This window comes from Pelomonas nitida (genome assembly GCF_043555975.1).
Lineage (GTDB): Bacteria > Pseudomonadota > Gammaproteobacteria > Burkholderiales > Burkholderiaceae_C > Pelomonas > Pelomonas nitida.
In genome coordinates this window covers 47163-63501 of the sequence record NZ_JBIGIA010000007.1, presented here as the reverse complement: position 1 = coordinate 63501, position 16339 = coordinate 47163, and the positions used below count along the sequence as shown (strand labels likewise).

The window sequence follows — 16339 nt, the reverse complement described above, 5'->3', positions numbered from 1 at the left end:
GCCGGCCTCCGGGCCAGCCCTGTGAGGGGCCGCGCATTCTAGGAACACAATCGCGCGCCTGTTGTCGGAGACATGATGAAACCCCGCTTTTTCGCCCCCATCCTGCTCGCTGCCGCGCTGGCAGCCTGTGGTCAACGCTCCGAGGAGGAACTGCTCGCCGCCGCGCAGCAGCGCGTCGAGCAGAGGGACGCGGCCGGCGCGATCATCGAGCTGAAGAACCTGCTCCAGAAGAACCCGGATAACGCCCAGGGGCGCCTGCTGCTGGGGCAGATGCTGCTGGAGTCCGGCGACCTCGCGGGCGCGGAGATCGAACTGCGGCGTGCGCTGGAAATGGGCGCGCCGCGCGACAAGGTGGTGCCGCTGCTGGCGCAGGCGTTGCTGAGCTCGGGCCAGGCGCGCAAGCTGATCGGCGATTTCGCCGAGCAGAGCCTGGCCGATCCGCAAGCCATGTCTTCGCTGCAGCAGACGCTGACGCAGGCCTTCCTCGCCGAAGGCAACCTGCCGCAGGCCAAGGTGTCGGCGGCGCGTGCGTTGCAGCTGACGCCGGACGTCGAAGGCGCCGTCATCGCCAGTGCCCGCACCAAGCTGGCCGGCGGCTTTGCCGACGAGGCGCTGGCGGCGCTGGACCAGCTGCTGCAACGCTCACCCAAGGCCGCCAAGGCGCTGCAGCTGAAGGCCGAGGTGCTGCTGACGCGCGGCAAGGCAGAGGACGCCGAACCGTTGCTGGCCCGGGTGCTGGAGCTCGACCCCGTCAATTACGAGGCCCGCGCGCTGTTGGTGCGCCTGGCCTTCGCGCGCCAGCAGGTGGAGGAGGCGGCCAAGCTCATCGAGGGCATGCCGGCGGCGCTCGCCAAGAAGCCGCAGGGGCGCTTCCTGCAGGCGCAGCTGGCGCTGGCGAAGAACGACGCCGTCAAGGCCCGCGAGCTGGCGCTGCCGCTGCTCAAGCTCATGCCCAGCTATGTGCCGCTGCTGCGCCTGGCGGCCGGTGCGCACCAGCAACTCGGTGAACTGGCGGACGCCGAGAACCTGCTGAACCAGGCGCTCAAGGTGGCGCCGGAAGACGGCGGCCTGCGCCGGCAGTTCGCTTCACTGCAGCTGCAGCGCCGTGCGCCGGCCAAGACGATGGAGACGCTGCGCCCCGTGCTGGAGGCCGGCCGCGCCGATGCCGAAACGCTGTTGCTGGCCGGCAATGCGCAGCTGATGCAGGGCAATTTCGAGGGCGCCGACCAGGCCTTCAGCGCTGCCGCCAAGCTGCGCCCGGACGACACCAAGACGCAGGCGGCGCTGGCGCTGACCGCCATCGCCCGCGACACCGCCACGCCCGGTGCCGCCGCCCGCGCCAAGGCCGATGCCGCGCTGGCCCAGCTGCGCGAGCTGGCCGCCAAGGACAGCGGCAGCAACTACGACCTGATGGTCGTCAACACGCTGATGAGCCGCCAGGACCAGGCCGGTGCGTTGGCCGCTCTCGACAAGCTGGCGCCCAAGATGAAGGACAGCCCCGTCCCTCACGCATTGCGCGGGCGCATCCTGCTCGTGCGCAAGGACACGGCGGCCGCGCAGGCGGCGTTCGAGGCGGCCCTGAAGGTCGACGCCGGCTACCTGCCCGCGGCCCTGGGCCTGGCGAGCATCGACATGCAGGCCCAGCGCGGTGATGCGGCGGTCAAGCGGCTGGAGGACTTCATTGCCAACCAGAAGGGCTCGCCGCAGGCCCGGCTGGCGCTGGCCGAGCTGCTGGTGCAGACGCGCGCGCCGATGGAGCGCGTGACGGAGGTGCTGGCCGCCGCCGTGCGCGAGGAGCCCAACGAGGCCGGGCTGCGCATGGCGCTCATCGACCACCAGCTGCGGCAGGGCAATGTTGCGCAGGCGGCGCAGGCAGCGCAGGAGGCGGTGGCCGCACAGCCGCAGAACCCCGATCTGCTGGAACGCCTGGCCCGCACACAGGCTGCGCAGGGCGACCGTGCGCAAGCCGGCAAGACCTACGCACGCCTGACCGCGCTGGCCCCCACGCGCGCCTATGGCTGGCTGGGCCAGGCACAGCTGCGGCTGCTGGACAAGGACTACGCCGGTGCGGAGCGCGAGGTCAAGCGTGCGCTGGAGGCCGAGCCGGGCTCGGTCGTCGCGCAGCGCCTGCTGATCCAGCTGGCCGCGCGCCAGGGTCGCGTGGACGAAGCCATCGCCGCGCTGCACGAGCGCCAGAAGAAGAACCCGCGCGAGGTCTACGCGCTGACGGCCGAGGCCGACATCGAGCTGGGCCGCCAGCGGCCTGACGCCGCCATCGCGCTGCTGCGCAAGGCCGTGGCGCTGCCCGACGCGGGTGACGCGCCGCAACGCCTGTTCGCGGCGCTGCTGGGCAACAAGAAGCGCGAGGAGGCCCAGGCCTTCGAGAGCCAGTGGCAGGCCGCGCATCCGCGCGACACGGCCTTCCCGCTGGCGGCGGCCGATCTCACGCTGGCGCGCGGTGATTTCGAGGGCGCGCTGTCGCGCTACGAGGCGCTGCTCAAGCGCAGCCCCGACGCGGCCATGCTCATCAACAACGTCGCCTGGCTGCGCAGCAAGGCGGGCAAGCCCGGCGCGCGCGAACTGGCCGAGCGCGGCCTGCAGCTCAAGCCCGACAACGGCGCGCTGCGCGACACCTACGCCACCGTGCTGGCCAACGAGAAGGACTACGCCAAGGCCATCAGCGTGCAGCGCCAGCTCGTCGAGGACCAGCCCGACCAACCCAGCTACAAGCTGACGCTGGCCCAGATCCTGATCCAGTCGGGCGACAAGGCCGCCGCCAAGGGCGAGCTGGAAAGCCTCGCGCGGCTGGGCCCGAAGTTCCCTCAGCAGAAGGAAGTCGAGGCGCTGCTGAAGGCGCTGTGATTCAGCCTGCGCCGTAGAAGCCGAAACTCATCGCCGGTTTGCGCCCCGCGATGAGCTCGGCCAGCGCGCGGCCCGAGCCGGCGCCGTGTGTCCAGCCCAGCGTGCCGTGGCCGGCGTTGATCCACAGGTTGCGGGCGCGCGTGCTGCGGCCGATGTAGGGGATGTTGGTGGGCGTGCTGGGGCGCAGCCCCGCCCAGTAGTTCGGCTCGCTCAGGTCCGCCACGCCGGGGAAGAGCTCCTCGTAGCGCTTGACCAGCGCGGCGCAACGCACGCGGGCGGTCGGTGACGCCAGGCCGAGGTCGAAGCCCGACAGCTCGGCCGTGCCGGCGATGCGGATGTAATCGCCCAGGCGCGAGATGGCGATCTTGCGGCTGTCGTCCAGCAGGCTGACGACGCTGGCCGCCTCGGGCTTCTTCAGCCGCAGCGTGGCCGAGTAGCCCTTGGCCGGGTAGATGTTGAGGTGCTCGCCCAGCGGCCGCACCAGGCCTGGCGTGTACGAGCCCATCGCGGCGACGAAGGCGTCTGCCCGCAGCGTCTTGCGCTCGCCGCTGCGCACATCGGCGATCTGCACGGCCTCGATGCCGTCGCCGGCACGCTGCAGCGCCAGCACGTCGTGCTCGTACAGGAACTGCGCGCCGCGCTCGGCGCACAGGCGTGCCAGCTTCTGCGTGAAGACCTTGGCGTCGCCGCTCTCGTCGCTGGGCGTGAAGGTGCCGCCGTAGACCTGTGCGCCGAAGCCGGCCAGTGCCGGTTCCACCTTCAGCACCTCCTCGCGCGTCAGCACGCGGCGGTCCACGCCGTGGCGGCGCATGATCTCGGCGCCGGATGCGCCGTTGTCGTAGTCGGCCTGGCTGGAGAAGAAGTGCAGGATGCCGCGCTCGAGCCGGCAGTACTCGATGCCGGTGCGGTCGACCAGTTCCTTCAGCGACGCGTGCGAATAGCGGCCCAGCTGCACCAGCTGTTCGACGTTGCGCCCGAACGCGGCGTTCGTGCACTGCAGCAGGAAGGACAGGCCCCAGCGCCATTGGTTGGGGTCCAGCCGCGGGCGGAACAGCAGCGGCGAATCGTCGCGCAGCAGCCACTTGGCGACCTTGAACGGCGCTCCGGCGTTGGCCCAGGGCTCGCAGAAGCTGACGGAAATCTGGGCGCCGTTGGCGAAGCTGGTTTCCAGGGCGGCGTCCGGCTGGCGGTCCACGACGACGACGTCATGGCCTTCATCCAGCAGGTACCAGGCGGTGGCGATGCCGATGATGCCGGCGCCGAGAACTACGATCTTCATGGACAGGTTCGCCTAGAGCGGTTGCAGGAGCAGTTGTAAACCGAGGCCGGCCATCAGCAAAGCGACCAGCCCGTCAATAACGCGCCAGGTGCGCGGGCTTTGCAGCCGCGGCGCCGCAGCGGCGGCGCCGAAACCCAGCAGGCCGAACCACATCATCGACGCGACGCCGGCGCCCAGCGCAAACGCGGCGCGCAGCTCGGGCGGCTGACGCGCGCCCAGCCCGCCCAGCAGCACGACCGTGTCGAGGTAGACATGGGGGTTCAGGTAGGTGAAGGCGAAGGCTGCCGACAGCGTGGCGCCCAGGCTGGTGGCCGGGCCAGAGGCCGTCAACCCCACGGCCGGCCGCCAGGCGCGCCTGGCCGCCAGCGCGGCATAGCCGAGCAGGAAGGCGGCACCGCCGTAGCGAAACAGGTCGAGCAGCAGCGGGCTGCGCTGGATCAGCGAGCCCAGGCCGAACACGCCCAGTGCGATCAGCAGCCAGTCCGACAGCGTGCAGACGGCGACGACGGCCGCCACATGCTCGCGCCGCAGCCCCTGCCGCAGCACCAGTGCGTTCTGTGCGCCGATGGCGAGGATCAGCCCGGCCCCCATGACCCACCCCTGCGCGAAGACGGCCGATGCGGTGGGGATGGGCGAGGCGGACATCCGCTCATTCTCGACAGCGGACTGCCATTCAAGAAGATTGATTCATATTCTTCGCCATACATTAGCAAGGCTTATGAACGACTTCGATCCTGCCGCACTGGAATGCCTGGCGGCGCTGGCCGACGAACTGGGTTTCGAGCGTGCCGCGCAGCGGCTGTCCATCACGCAGAGCGCGGTGTCGCAGCGGCTGCGCGTGCTGGAGGGGCAGGTGGGCCAGCCGCTGGTCGTGCGGTCCCGGCCGTTGCGGCTGACCGAGGCGGGCAAGGTGCTGCTGCGCTTCGCCCGGCAACTGCAGGCCTGGCGGGTGGATGTGGCGCGCGAGCTTGGGGAGCGGGTGGCGCCGCAGTCGCGCCTGGCCATCGCCGTGAACGCCGACAGCCTGGCGACCTGGGTGCTGCCGGCGCTCGATGAGCTGGTCCAGCGGGGCTTGCGGGAAGGCTACGGGCTGGAACTGGTGGTCGACGACCAGGACTTCACGCACGACGGGCTGCGCGAGGGGGCGGTGCTGGGCTGTGTGACGACGGTGGCGGAGGCGCTGCAGGGCTGCCGCGTGCAGCCGCTGGGGGTGATGCGCTATGTGGCGGTGGTCAGCCCGGGCTTTCTGGCGTCTCAGCTGGGCGGCGACGCCCTCCGCGGCCTACATGCCGGCAACTTCGCCGACATGCCTTTTTTGGTCTTCAACCGCAAGGACGACAGCCAGGCGCAGTGGATTTCGCAGGCGTTTGGCGTGCGGGCGCCGCGGTTGCGCGAGCGCTTCGTGCCGTCCAGCGAGGCCTATGTGACGGCGGCCGTCATGGGTTGGGGCGTCGGTGTCGCGCCCGAAATCCAGGTCCGGCGCTTCGTGGAGACGGGGCAGTTGGTCGTGCTGCGGCCCGATGTCGGTGTGGATGTGGCGCTGTACTGGCACCAGTGGCAGCTGCAGTCGCGCAGTGCCCTGCTGGATCAGATCGGTCAGGCGCTCGCCGATGGTGCGCGGCTGGCGCTGGGCTGATCAGCGGCGGACGGGGGCCGAGGCGCCGTCCGCCGGCGCGGCAACCGCCTGTGCCACCAGCTCAGGGCCGGTCTTGCCGGATTGCACCGCCTGAGCGATCCACAGTGTGCATGCCACAACCAGGGCAATCATGCCGTTGGCGATCCATTTCAGTACTGCTGACGTCATGCGGCAAAGCTCGGGGGGCGAGGAAGTCGCGCAGCTTAAGGGCATCGGCTGCGTCCGGCGCGCCAGAGCCGACGAGGCTGCGCGAGATTTGCAAATGCACAACGGCGGGCTTGATGCAGATCGGCGACAGAGTCGGTGATTTCTGAGGCGTAGAGGGTGTCTGTGTGTGTGTAATTTGCCGCGCTGGCAATATTTACTCACAGAGGGGCGGTTCACTTGTCATATGAATCCCTCACACTGAAAGCACAGGGCCGATGCGTTTGTCGGCTACCAGCCCAAAGAGGTCTGCCATGCGATTCGTTCCAGCGCTGCGTTTTTTCCGCCGTAGCGCTGCTGTTCGCAGTGAGCCGGACCCGGCGGATCTCGGCACCGCCTTCGGGCTGGACGCCTGCCTGGAAGGCGGCGTCAGCGAGTACAGGCAACAGGCGCCGTTCGAGCAGCTCGAATCCCAGGCTGGCCAGTTGCCCGCGCAGGACTCTCCGCTGAGCTGGCTGTCCCGCCGTAGCGCCTAAAGCTTGGGAATCCGGATCCGGCTGACCATCAGCGAGCCGGACAGCCCGAACAGCAGCACCAGCGGATGCAGGCGGAACCCGCCGATCCACCAGACGCCGCCCCAAAGCTGGTCGCCCAGCGCGCCTTGCGCCGCGGCGACCCACAGCAGCGCAACGAGCACCATGGATGTCGGGATCGGCGTGCCCTCGAAATAGGCCACCTTGTCCGAGCCGGCGCTGAGCTTCTCGGCGGTCACGTTGAAGCGCGCGAGGCGGCTGACGCCGCAGGCGACGAAGAACACCAGCACGATGCGGTCGAACAGCCCCTGCATGCCGCAGCCATAGGCGATGGCTGCCGGTGCCACGCCGAAGGAAATGATGTCGGCCAGTGAATCCAGCTCGCGCCCGAGCGCTGAGCTTTTCTGCCGCCAGCGCGCGATGCGTCCGTCCAGCACGTCGAACACCAGCGCGAGCGGCACCAGCGCGCAGGCGTACTGCAGGTGCCGGGCGTCACCGCTCTGCAGAAAGCTCATCACGGCGAACAGCGCGCCCATGCCGGCGCAGGCGTTGCCCAGCGTGAACCAGTCGGCGAGATGGAACTCGCGGATCATCGAGAAGGGTTTGGGTCGGTCCATGGCGGCCGGATTGTCAGGCCTCGGCGGGGGCGTCCGCTGTAGGCTGCAGCCGCAGCCAGGCCTTGCGCGCCAGGTGCCGGGCCAGCAGTCCGGCCGGCATGCGCAGCCAGTGGGCGCGCACGTACAACGCCAGCCGCGCGCTGTCGGTCAGCGCGTCGTCACAACTGGCGTGGTCGGGCATCAGCGCCCGGTCATAGCAGGCGTCCATGAGGCGCGGCCAGGCGGGTGCGTCGGCGGCGGCGGCCTGCTGTGTGTCTGCCGGCACCGGCGTGCCGAGCAGGCGGGTGCAGTAGTGCAGCGCCAGGAACAACGGCCGGCTCAGGCCCAGCGCGCGCGCACGGGGCACCAGCGCTGCCCAGAACGATGGCTCGCGGCCGAAGTCCCGCAGCAATGCGTCCAGGTCGAACAGGTCGCGCAGGCCCTTCTCCAGTTCACCTTCGTGGAACAGGTGCGCGGCGCTGTGCAGCACCATCGTCACCGGTGCCAGCACCTGGACGCCCGGCCGGTTCGGCAAGTCCTGCGCATCCTCGAACAGCGCGGCGGTGTTGACCTGGATGCGTGCCGTGGGCGGCAGGATGGTGTGATGGACGTCCAGGCTGCTGCCGCGTTGCTCATGCGTCAGCGGCGGGATCTCATGCATCCAGTCGCGGTAGTAGCGCTCGTCGTAGGCGTCCAGGTCGTCCTGGAAGTGCCAGCCGTGGTCGAACAGCGCAGCCTCGATGTCGGCGATGCGCGCCTTGGGCACCAGGATGTCGACATCGCCGAACACGCGTCCGTGGCTGGCGGGCAGCCCGGCCATCAGGTAGGCGGTGCCCTTGAGCAGGATGGGCTTGACGCCCAGCGGTTCGAGCGCAGCCTGGATGCGGCTCACCTCCCAGTGCGTCAGCTTGGCCTGGCGCCGCGCGGTCATCAGCGCCGCGTGCAGATGATGGCGCGGGCCGGGCGGGACCTGGTCGAGCCACGGCTGCAGCGCGACGGCCAGCCTGGCCAGCAGCACGCCGCGGCGTGCCTGGCGCAGCAGCAGGTCCCAGTCCTGGGGAGGCAGGCTGAGCGCGGTGGCTGGCGCGAGCAGAACCCGCAGCAGCAGGGGTGTCGGTGGGCGGTTCATGCCGGCTCGACCGCCAGTTGCTCCAGGCACGCCACCGCATCTTCCAGTGTGGAGTACTCGAACTCGAGGCACAGGCAGCGGTCGACGAGGTCGGCCGTGGCCTCGAAGCCGCTGCGGCCGTGCAGGTCGTAGTTGAAGGCCTGCTCGGCCAGCAGCAGCAGCATCCGGGCCTTGGGGATGTCGGTCAGCGATGCCGTGGCACCAGGGGTGTAGCGCGGCATGACGATCCAGGCGGGCGGTGCCGGCTCCATGATGCGCGCGGCGCTGTCCGAAGGCGCCTTCATCAGCGCGAGCGTGCCCTTGGCGGTGTCTGGCACGGGCCGGGTCAGCACGGCTTGCGGCGCGAACTGCCGGATCAACTCGACGGACACGTTTTTCAGATTGACCGGGCGCCCCATACCACTGACCTGGCCGGAGCCCAGGTCATAGAGCGTGATTTCGTCAGACATGAGTCGCCAGCCACGATGGGCCAACGCGGCCGTCAGCGTGCTCTTGCCCGAGCCGGGTGGTGCCGGCATGACCAGTGCACGCCCGCCGCGCTCCAGCGCCGCCGCGTGATAGGACAGATAGGGGTGGGCCATCGTGCTGACGGCCCAGTTCAGACCCCACTCGACCATGTGAAAGCCCTGCTCGGCGGGCAAGGGGGTGAAGGCGGGTTCGCCGTCGGCCAGAAAGCGCGCCATGGGCTTGATCCAGCGGCGCAGGCCTCCCTCACGACGCACTTCGAGGTGAAAGTCGGCGAAGTCTTGTGGCGTGCCCAGCTCGAAGTCGCCGTAGAGCAAAGCGAGATCCTCTGCGACACGGCCGACGTCGGATCGCAGCCGTGCGACGAAGGGTGGCACCTGGAGGATCAACTCACCACGAGCCAGCCTGCGGCGCAGATCGCCGGGCGCCAGATCACGAACCTTCATGCCGCTGAGGTCACGCGCTCGACCAGCCCGAGCTCCTGCAGCGACCTGAGCTGGCGATCAAAGAAGGCGGTGGCGGTGGCGGCATCCATCTCGTCAGGGATGGCATCGGCCAGCTGGGAGATCAACTGGGCGACGGAAAGGGGGCGCTGCCGCAGCAGCTCGAGAAACTCGATGGCCAGCGCATCGACCAGATGGGTGTCGCCGGAATCGTCGTTGTAGACGGCGCCCAGGCCATCCCAGTCACGCCACGAGATGTCGGCCGACCGATGGAGTGTCCACAGGGTTTCCTGCATCTGCCGTTCGGGGCGGGCGCATGCGGCTCAGCTCAGCCGGCCGATGTAGTTGTTGTGCAGGTAGTTCTTGACGTCGGTGGGCGTCCACGTCTTGCCGTCCGGGCCTTTGCCACCCTGGTTCTGGACGATGTTCCCCAGCATCGTGAGCTGGTTCGTCGAGAAGCTGTCGATCACGCAGACGTCGGTACTCGTCGTCCGGCTGATGCGGAAGTTCAGCCAGGCCACCAGGACTGCCTTCTGCGCGTCGCTGCAGGTGTTGCTGTTGAGCATGTTCCAGACGGAACTGTTGCCCGGCACCCCGGCCGTGCCACTGGTGCTGCCGCACGCGTTCTTGACGGCGTAAGCCTTGACCGTTGGCAGGGCCAGGTTGGCGCAGCTGATGGACGCAACCTTCCAGCCGGCGCAGGTGGCGTTGCCATTGTTGGTCGCGCACCATTCAGCCTTGGTGTAGCAGTTCACCGTCGGCGCCTTGGCGGCTTTGCGGGTGTATTGGCTGGCAGCGGTGCCGATGAGCGTCTGCACGGACCCCCAGGCGGAGGCCGAGAAGCACTTGCCCTGCGTCGTGGCCAGCACCGGGCGGCTGTTCAGCGTCAGCGCCACCGGGATGACGCCGGCGCCCATCTTGATGAAGCGACGACGGCGGGCCGAGCCCAGGTTGCCGGCGGACGCGTCGACGGGGGCCGGCGCCTGCGGCGTCGGCTGGGGGTCGTGGATCTGGCGTTCGCTCATGACAGTGGCCTCGTGGAAACCGATTTTGCTCTGTTCTTGGGGTGGGGGCCGATGCGGGCGGGCGCTTCGGCGGTTTGGCTGGAAGTGTTTCATACAAAGCAGGAGAGGGGTATGGGTCGCCCCCTTGATTGGGTGGACGTTCATCAGGCGAATGTGGTGCCTCGGCAGGCGTCCGAAAAAAGTGTCACAAGTGGTCAGTTTTCCTGCGCCTGGATTCGTGGGTGGTGGCTCACTTTTTTGTGGATTCCCCCGGGACTCCGCGGCCTGATCGGGCCTTCCTGCGGCTCATGCGCAGGAATCTGCATTGCGTCGTTTGGCGCCGTGCCGCGGCAGGCGCTGCACCCACACTGCCGGCCTTTCATCCTTATTCACCGGGAGCCTCTCATGAAACGCCTTGTCCTGCTGATGTTCACGCCACTGCTCGCCGTGAGCCTTGCGATGGCCGACGACAACGACTGGCGGCTGCGCATCAAGAAGGACGCGGAGGGGTGGACCGCTCACTTGAGCGGCCCGATGGACTACGGCAGCGGCCGCCCGCGGATCAAGGGCTCGGGCGTGCGCGTCGAGCGGGTGCGGGCGCTGGCCGCGTTCACGAAGCTGCGCATCGACGGCCCGGTGGATGTGCTGCTGGCCCAGGCGGGCAGCGACCAGGCGACGGTGATCGCGGATGACAACGTCGAGCCGTTGATCGAGACGCTCGTGGAGGGCGACACGCTGGTCGTGCGCCTGAAGCGCGAAGCCGGCTTCACGACGCGCTCCGCGCCGTCGCTGCGCGTCGATGCCCGGGCGCTCCAGTCCATTGCCCTGCGGGGCTCGGGCGACCTGGTGGTGGATCGCTTCAAGGCCGACTCCCTGGTGCTCCATGTCGAGGGGTCGGGGGACGTGCAGATGGGGCTGGTCGACCTGCAATCGCTGCAGGTCGGCATCAGCGGCTCGGGTGACGTGCGCGTGGCCGGCCGGGCCGACCAGCAGCGCTGGAAGCTCAGCGGCTCGGGTGATGTTGATGCCGGTTCGCTGACCGGGCGCTCCGCGCAGGTCGACATCAGTGGCTCGGGGGATGCGTCGCTGGGTGTCACCGAGCAACTGGACGCCACGCTCAGCGGTTCGGGCGATCTGCATTACGCCGGCCGGCCGCAGTTGCGTCAAAGCGTCAGCGGGTCCGGCGACATCCATCGCCGTTGAGGCGCTGGGTTCCAATGGCTGGGTGAATCCAAGCGATCTCTGGTGGCAGGCGCTGGCCGGCGGCCCGCTGATGTTGGCGTTGTTCGATGCCGATGGCCGGATGTTGCAGGCCAACGAGGCCTATCGAGCCGCCTGGGGGCTCGATGACGTGGCGCGGCCGACCTGGGCCGAGATGACCGACGCTGACCGAGCGGCAGGCGTGGGGCCGGTCGACCCGCCGGGGCGCCGCCTGCGCGCCCCCCGGGGAGCCGGCTACGAGCAGGCCTGGCGGGATGGCCGCCGGCTGTGGTGGGTGGAGCAGCCACTGGCGGAAGGCGGCTGGGCCAGCACCGGGGTGGACATCAGTGCGCTGAGCCGGCCTCGGCCGGCGTCGGGGCAGTTGCTCGGGACGCAGGCCGGCCTGGAGTTGCTGCAAGCGCTGCTCAGCGATGCCCGGGCGTGGCCGCTGTGTGTGGCGTCGACGCCGCCCGGCGCCGACGCTGCGGCCTTGCTGGCCCGCATACGGGGTGAAGACTACTGCGCACAGCTGGCGGATGGCCGGCTGCTGCTGATGCTGCCGTCGACCGGGCCGGCCCAGGCCCGCGCGTTGTGCGAGCGGCTGGGCGGTTTGGTGCTCACCGAGGCGCAGTGGGGCGAATCGGCGCTGGCGCTGCTGCTCAGGGCTTGAGGCCGAGGTCGCGGCCCTGGGCCTGGGCGGGCGCGGGCAGGCCGGCGATGGCGGCCAGCGTGGGCGCCAGGTCGGCGATCTGCACGGGCGTCTTCACTTCGCCCTGGCCGACGTAGCCGGGGCCCCAGAACAGCAGCGGCACATGGTTGTCGTTCTCGTAGGGGCTGCCGTGGCTGCTGCCGCCGGACCGATAGCTGAAGATCCAGTTGCGCTTGAGCACGATCTGCAGCTGGGCGGCGCGCGTCGGGTCGAAGGACTTGCGCATCGCATCGAGGTAGGGCGTGGACGTGTCGTTGCCCAGCAACTGCTCCCGCGTGAAGACCGTCTCCACGCCTGGCAGCTTCAGCAGCTCGTCGCGGGCCGCGGCCTGCACGTCGGCGAAGTTCAGCCCTTTCTCGGCAGCGAGCTTGTCGTTCAGCAGCAGGCCGGCGCCGGAGAAATCGCGGCCCAGCTTGTCGACGCCGAACCTGGCCGCGAGGGCGGTGTTCACGAGCGCGAGCGACGGGGCGCTCGCGAAGCGGCCCGCGTCACGCCCTTGCGTGGCAGCCCATTCCGGCGTGTCCGTGAAGCCGTGGTCGGCGGTCAGCGCGAGCACGTAATTGCCCGCGCCGACTTCCTGGTCGAGGAAGCGGAAGAACGCCTGCAGGTGGCGGTCCAGGTGCAGCAGGTGGTCGTGCGACAGCCTGGATTCCGGGCCGAAGGCGTGGTTGACGTAGTCGTGGCTGGAGAGGCTGACCGACAGGATGTCCTGCACGCCGCGGCGGCCCAGCTTTTCGTTCGTCACGGCGGCGCGCGCAAACGCCAGCGTCAGCTCGTCGCCGAAGGGCGATGCCAGCAGGTTGCCGTAGAAGCGCGGGCCGGGCCCGTCCATCTTGTCGCCGACGATGGCCGGCAGGCGGTTGCCGTTGCCGCCGGCGTACTGCCAGGGCTGGCCATCGGGCACGGAGCGGGCATAGGCCGACTCTGGCAGCAGCGGGGCCCAGGCCCGCTTGAAGAAGGCGTCAGCCGGCTTGGCGGCGTTGAAGTCCTTCACCCAGGCCGGCAGCGTGGCCATGTAGTAGGTGCTGGACGAGAACTGCCCGGTCTCGCCCATGTACATATAGGCCGTGCCCTTGTGGCCCGCGGGCAGGATGGCGCCGCGGTCCTTGCCGGAGATGCCGATGACCTTGGAGGCCGGCGAGCGCGTGCGCAGCACGTCGCCCAGCGTTTCGACCTTGAGATTGCGCGGGCTGGTGCCGGACAGCGGCGCCGTGGGGTTGTCGAGGTAGGTGTAGGCGGTGTCGCCGGTGTTGTAGACCGGCGCACCCGTGGCCGGGTCGCGCCATTCGTTGCTGATGATGCCGCTGCGCTGCGGATAGGCGCCGGTGAGCATGACCGAGTGGCCCGCTGCCGTGACCGTGTGGCCGTGGGCGTAGTGGGCGTCGGAGAACCAGCGGCCATGGTCCAGGAAGCGCGCGAAGCCGTCCTCGGCCAGTTGGTCGCGGTAGCCGGTGACCTGGCGCATCGGCAAGCCGTCGATGGCGACGAGGACGATCAACCGGGGCGTGGTGGCCGGCGCCGACGCTGCCGGGGGCAGGGTTGTGGAGCAGGCACAGAGGGTGGCGGCCAGGGCCAGCCCAAGCAGGCTGCGGCGGGAATGCATCGGCATGGTGACGAGGAGAAACGGAACGGAGCTCGAAGCTTACGTCGTTGTCACAATCGCGCACCCGCACCGCCATGGCCCATACCGACGACTTCGACCCCTCGCGCGTCCTCGACGGCTGGCGCGCGCCTGCGCCCGCGCCGGTGGAGCTGGACCTGGTGCTCACGGCCGGCCGCGCGACGCTGGATGGCGCCAAGAAGGCCCGCCTGCAGGCGCGCGGCTATGCGATGCAGGATGTTCAGGACATCGAGCTGCCGCCCGTGGAGCCGCTGCCCCCGTTCAGCGACTTGCCCCGGGGGACGCTGCCCGGCCCGCGCGCGTCGCGGCCCGCGCAGCTGTTGCAGGGCTGGCAACCCCGGGCCTGGACGGCTCAGGCTCGGCGGGTGCGGGGCGCCAGCACCGAGGTCGTGCCGTCGCAGCATGGCCCGCTGGTGGAGAACCATGCGCCGCAGTGGCTGTGCGCGCTGTGGCCGCCGCAGCGGCTCGATGCGCCGATGTTGGGCCGCTGGCCGGAGGTCGCCGCGCTGGTGAGTGCGGAGACGCTGACCGGCGCGCTGCAGCAGCTGCTGGCGCCGCTGCCGCCCGAGGCGCTGGTCTGGTCGGCCGAACTGGAGGCGGACTGGGCGCTCATCGCCGAGCTGGTGCTGCACCAGGACGCCCGGTTGCGCCCGGCGCAGGCGCAGGCCCTGCGTGAGCTGGTGGCGGCCGAGCGCAGCGCCGCGTTTGCGCGCGTGAACGACGGCTACACCTTCGACAGCACCGTGGCGAGGCGGCGCCGGTGAGCGGCGAGCCGCCCCTGCTGGAGCGGGCCGGCAGCGTGGCGCGCATCACGCTGCGCCGGCCGCAGCAGGCCAATCGGTTGACGGTGGAGGATCTCGCCACGCTGCGAGGTTTCATCAGCGAGGTGGATGCCGACGACGCCGTGCGGGTGTTGGTGCTGGCGGCGCAGGGGCGGCACTTCTGCAGTGGTTTCGACCTGAGCGCGTTGGTGGCCGTCGATGCCGGCGCCCGTTTCGGCGAGCTGGCCGACGCGCTGGAGGCGGCGCGGCCCATCACCGTGGTGCGCCTTCAAGGCGGTGTGTATGGCGGCGCGGCCGACCTGGCGCTGGCCGCCGACTTCCGGCTCGGCGTGCCGGCCGTGGAGATGTTCGTGCCGGCCTCGCGTGTCGGGCTGCATTTCTATGCTGGCGGGCTGCGCCGTTTCGTCGAGCGCCTGGGGCTGGCCACGGCCAAGCAGGTGTTGCTGGCCGGGCGCACGCTCGACGCGGCTGCGCTGCTCGGTTGCGGGTATCTGGACCAGCTGCTGCCCGATGTGCAGGCGCTGGATGCGGCGCTCGAGGCGCTCACGCAGGAGTTGTCGAGCATGGCGCCGCTGGCCCTGCTGCCGATGAAGCAGCATCTGAACGCCATCGCGGCGGGCCGGCTCGATGCGGCGCAGCTCGCTGCCGACATCCGCAGGGCCCGGGATTCGGCCGATCTCGTCGAGGGACAGGCCGCCTGGGCGGCAAAAAGGCAGGCGCGCTTCACGGGGTGTTGAAAGCCCTAAGCCCGGGCAGGGCCGGACATGGTGGAAAATACAGGGCCCGAGCGCCTGTCCGGCGCCTCCCACAACACTCTTCGACAGGACCAGCGTGGCCAAAGAAACCACCAAGACCACCATCGAAGCGGATGGTCTGCGCTACCGCTCCAAAGCCCCGGGCTCGCCCTTCGCGGCGACTTCTTCGTTTGGTGCAGCAACCATGTCCTGCTTCCTCTGCGGCAAGCATCGCCCCCGCGCGATGCTGAAGTCCAAGAAGCTGCTGGGCAAGTCCCAGCCCGTGTGCTCGCCGTCCTGCAAGGAGCTGGACGCCCAGCTCGCTGCGAAATAGTTGACCCCTCGGCCTGCGCCGCTGAACGTGGCGCAGGCCTGACCGGTCTCCCGAGGGGCCAGCGATGTCTGCGGCCTTGCGCTGCGAGCACATCGCCTGACGAGCCGGCTTGGGAGCGGCCCGGCGCTCGTCCCATGAAAGCGCTACGTTTTGCCTCGATTCTTTGTTGATACCCCGCTGCAGCAGCCCGGCGAGCTCGTGCTGCCGGCGGGCGCTGCGCGTCACGTGCAGGTGCTGCGCCTGCAGCCGGGTGACGTGCTGACCTTGTTCGACGGCAGCGGCCCCGAATGGCGGGCCGAGGTCACGGCCATGGGGCGCAGCGAGGTGCGGGTGAATCTCATCGCCGCCGAGCAACCGGCGCGCGAGCTGGCCCGGGTGGTGACGCTGGCCGTCGTCATGCCGGCCAACGACCGCATGGACTTTCTCGTCGAAAAGGCCAGCGAGCTGGGGGCTGCCGTGCTGCAGCCGCTGGTCAGCGAGCGCTCGGTGCTGCGCCTGGCGGGTGAGCGGGCCGACAAGAAGCGCAGCCACTGGCAGGGCGTGGCCATCGCGGCGGCCGAGCAGTGCGGCCGCACCGTGCCCATGCGCATCGAGCCGGTGCTGTCGCTGCCGGCCTGGCTGGGGGCCTTGCCCGCGCCGGCTGGCGACGAATGGCGCGGCCTGCTGAGCCCGCGCGCGGCGTCGCCGCTGGCGGCCCTGGCGCCGTCGCGGGCCTTGTTCCTCAGCGGCCCCGAAGGCGGCCTGAGCGATGCCGAGGAGGCGGCCGCCTGCGCGCGTGGCTTCGCGGCGGTGACGCTGGGGCCGCGCGTGCTGCGCGCGGATACCGCGCCGCTGGCCGTGCTGTCTTGGCTGGCCTTGTCCTGACGCG

The 16339-nt window shown here is 70.0% G+C and carries 18 protein-coding genes; 9 read left to right on the top strand and 9 right to left on the bottom strand.

The genetic code is table 11. From position 1 onward, the window contains the following. Positions 1–75 precede the first annotated feature (75 nt). Complete coding sequence (gene prsT, locus ACG00X_RS10675) at positions 76–2862, top strand: XrtA/PEP-CTERM system TPR-repeat protein PrsT (RefSeq protein WP_394488133.1); 2787 nt, start codon at positions 76–78, stop codon at positions 2860–2862. Position 2863: 1 nt separating this feature from the next. Here the strand turns inward: prsT and ACG00X_RS10670 are convergent, their stop codons facing one another. After that, positions 2864–4141 carry a D-amino acid dehydrogenase gene (locus ACG00X_RS10670; RefSeq protein ID WP_394488132.1) on the bottom strand — a complete coding sequence of 426 codons (1278 nt, stop codon included), beginning with the start codon at positions 4139–4141 and terminating at the stop codon, positions 2864–2866. 12 nt (positions 4142–4153) lie between these two features. Then, positions 4154–4786 carry a LysE/ArgO family amino acid transporter gene (locus tag ACG00X_RS10665; RefSeq protein WP_394488131.1) on the bottom strand — a complete coding sequence of 211 codons (633 nt, stop codon included), beginning with the start codon at positions 4784–4786 and terminating at the stop codon, positions 4154–4156. Between the two features lie 73 nt (positions 4787–4859). Between ACG00X_RS10665 and ACG00X_RS10660 the strand changes: the two genes are divergently transcribed. Beyond that, positions 4860–5777 (top strand): LysR family transcriptional regulator ArgP, encoded by a 918-nt coding sequence (locus tag ACG00X_RS10660; RefSeq protein WP_394488130.1) that lies wholly within the window; start codon positions 4860–4862, stop codon positions 5775–5777. Here the strand turns inward: ACG00X_RS10660 and ACG00X_RS10655 are convergent, their stop codons facing one another. Further along, positions 5778–5909 carry a hypothetical protein gene (locus ACG00X_RS10655; RefSeq protein ID WP_394488128.1) on the bottom strand — a complete coding sequence of 44 codons (132 nt, stop codon included), beginning with the start codon at positions 5907–5909 and terminating at the stop codon, positions 5778–5780. It abuts the gene before it with no gap. A 326-nt stretch (positions 5910–6235) separates the two neighbouring features. On the opposite strand from ACG00X_RS10655, the gene ACG00X_RS10650 reads away from it, so the two are divergent. Then, a complete protein-coding gene (locus ACG00X_RS10650) occupies positions 6236–6457 on the top strand; it encodes a hypothetical protein (RefSeq protein ID WP_394488127.1) in 222 nt (73 codons plus the stop codon). Here ACG00X_RS10650 and pssA read toward each other — a convergent pair. Genes pssA through ACG00X_RS10625 form a run of 5 tightly spaced genes read right to left on the bottom strand, consistent with a single transcriptional unit; the run spans position 6454 to position 10112 of the window. Beyond that, a complete protein-coding gene (gene pssA, locus ACG00X_RS10645; RefSeq protein ID WP_394488126.1) occupies positions 6454–7071 on the bottom strand; it encodes a CDP-diacylglycerol--serine O-phosphatidyltransferase in 618 nt (205 codons plus the stop codon). The genes ACG00X_RS10650 and pssA overlap by 4 nt on opposite strands. A 13-nt stretch (positions 7072–7084) precedes the next feature. Further along, positions 7085–8179, bottom strand: a complete 1095-nt coding sequence (locus ACG00X_RS10640) for a nucleotidyltransferase domain-containing protein (protein WP_394488125.1) — start codon at positions 8177–8179, stop codon at positions 7085–7087. Next, positions 8176–9090, bottom strand: a complete 915-nt coding sequence (locus ACG00X_RS10635; protein WP_394488124.1) for an HprK-related kinase A — start codon at positions 9088–9090, stop codon at positions 8176–8178. The genes ACG00X_RS10640 and ACG00X_RS10635 overlap by 4 nt, the downstream gene beginning before the upstream one ends. After that, positions 9087–9383 (bottom strand): HPr-rel-A system PqqD family peptide chaperone, encoded by a 297-nt coding sequence (locus ACG00X_RS10630; protein WP_394488123.1) that lies wholly within the window; start codon positions 9381–9383, stop codon positions 9087–9089. Before ACG00X_RS10630 ends, ACG00X_RS10635 begins: the two co-directional genes overlap by 4 nt. A gap of 27 nt (positions 9384–9410) precedes the next feature. Next, positions 9411–10112 carry a hypothetical protein gene (locus tag ACG00X_RS10625; RefSeq protein ID WP_394488122.1) on the bottom strand — a complete coding sequence of 234 codons (702 nt, stop codon included), beginning with the start codon at positions 10110–10112 and terminating at the stop codon, positions 9411–9413. Positions 10113–10496: 384 nt separating this feature from the next. On the opposite strand from ACG00X_RS10625, the gene ACG00X_RS10620 reads away from it, so the two are divergent. Next, positions 10497–11294: a head GIN domain-containing protein gene (locus ACG00X_RS10620; protein ID WP_394488121.1), complete on the top strand. Its 798-nt coding sequence runs from the start codon at positions 10497–10499 to the stop codon at positions 11292–11294. Positions 11295–11316: 22 nt separating this feature from the next. Beyond that, positions 11317–11961: a hypothetical protein gene (locus ACG00X_RS10615; RefSeq protein ID WP_394488120.1), complete on the top strand. Its 645-nt coding sequence runs from the start codon at positions 11317–11319 to the stop codon at positions 11959–11961. On the opposite strand, the gene ACG00X_RS10610 is transcribed toward ACG00X_RS10615, so the two are convergent. Next, on the bottom strand, positions 11951–13609 hold the full coding sequence (locus tag ACG00X_RS10610) for an alkaline phosphatase family protein (RefSeq protein ID WP_394488119.1): 1659 nt from the start codon (positions 13607–13609) through the stop codon (positions 11951–11953). The genes ACG00X_RS10615 and ACG00X_RS10610 overlap by 11 nt on opposite strands. Before the next feature lie 68 nt (positions 13610–13677). Between ACG00X_RS10610 and ACG00X_RS10605 the strand changes: the two genes are divergently transcribed. The 4 genes from ACG00X_RS10605 to ACG00X_RS10590 all read left to right on the top strand — a co-directional run bounded on the left by ACG00X_RS10605 (position 13678) and on the right by ACG00X_RS10590 (position 16335). Next, entirely contained in the window at positions 13678–14385 is a 708-nt protein-coding gene (locus ACG00X_RS10605) for a hypothetical protein (protein ID WP_394488118.1), read from the top strand. Further along, positions 14382–15140, top strand: a complete 759-nt coding sequence (locus ACG00X_RS10600; RefSeq protein WP_394488117.1) for an enoyl-CoA hydratase/isomerase family protein — start codon at positions 14382–14384, stop codon at positions 15138–15140. The genes ACG00X_RS10605 and ACG00X_RS10600 overlap by 4 nt, the downstream gene beginning before the upstream one ends. Before the next feature lie 94 nt (positions 15141–15234). After that, positions 15235–15471 carry a hypothetical protein gene (locus tag ACG00X_RS10595; RefSeq protein ID WP_088484130.1) on the top strand — a complete coding sequence of 79 codons (237 nt, stop codon included), beginning with the start codon at positions 15235–15237 and terminating at the stop codon, positions 15469–15471. 150 nt (positions 15472–15621) lie between these two features. Beyond that, positions 15622–16335, top strand: coding sequence for a 16S rRNA (uracil(1498)-N(3))-methyltransferase (locus ACG00X_RS10590; RefSeq protein WP_394488115.1), 714 nt, complete (start codon positions 15622–15624; stop codon positions 16333–16335). Positions 16336–16339: the final 4 nt, after the last annotated feature.